This window comes from Corynebacterium sp. HMSC036D03, from assembly GCF_001836185.1.
In the GTDB taxonomy this organism is placed as follows: Bacteria; Actinomycetota; Actinomycetes; order Mycobacteriales; family Mycobacteriaceae; genus Corynebacterium; species Corynebacterium simulans.
In genome coordinates, this window is record NZ_KV827711.1 from 1 (window position 1) to 272 (window position 272).

A 272-nucleotide genomic window follows, 5' to 3' on the forward strand; every position below is an offset into this window, starting at 1 on the left:
GACGCTTGAGCTCTTCTTCCATTGTTTCGCCGCCTGAAGCGTCAGAATTATCGCGTACTGAAGCGCTGTCACGGTACCAAGCCCGCAACGTGTGGTGAGATACTCCAAGGAGCTCGCCGACCTCCGTGTAGGCGCGTTGCAGTGAGCAAGATTCCAGGCGGACCATTTCGATGATCTGATGGACCGCCTTGTCCTTGAACTCGACGGAATACTTTCTAGGCATAGTTCAATCCTTCCTTAGCTGAGGTAGGAACTAAACCCAGGACGCTTCA

Annotated in this window: 1 protein-coding gene; it reads right to left on the reverse strand. The window is 53.3% G+C overall.

The features are described 5' to 3' along the window. On the reverse strand, window positions 1-223 hold a 223-nt coding region (locus tag HMPREF2692_RS12490), incomplete at its 3' end, for a transposase (protein ID WP_141761289.1). Window positions 224-272: the final 49 nt, after the last annotated feature.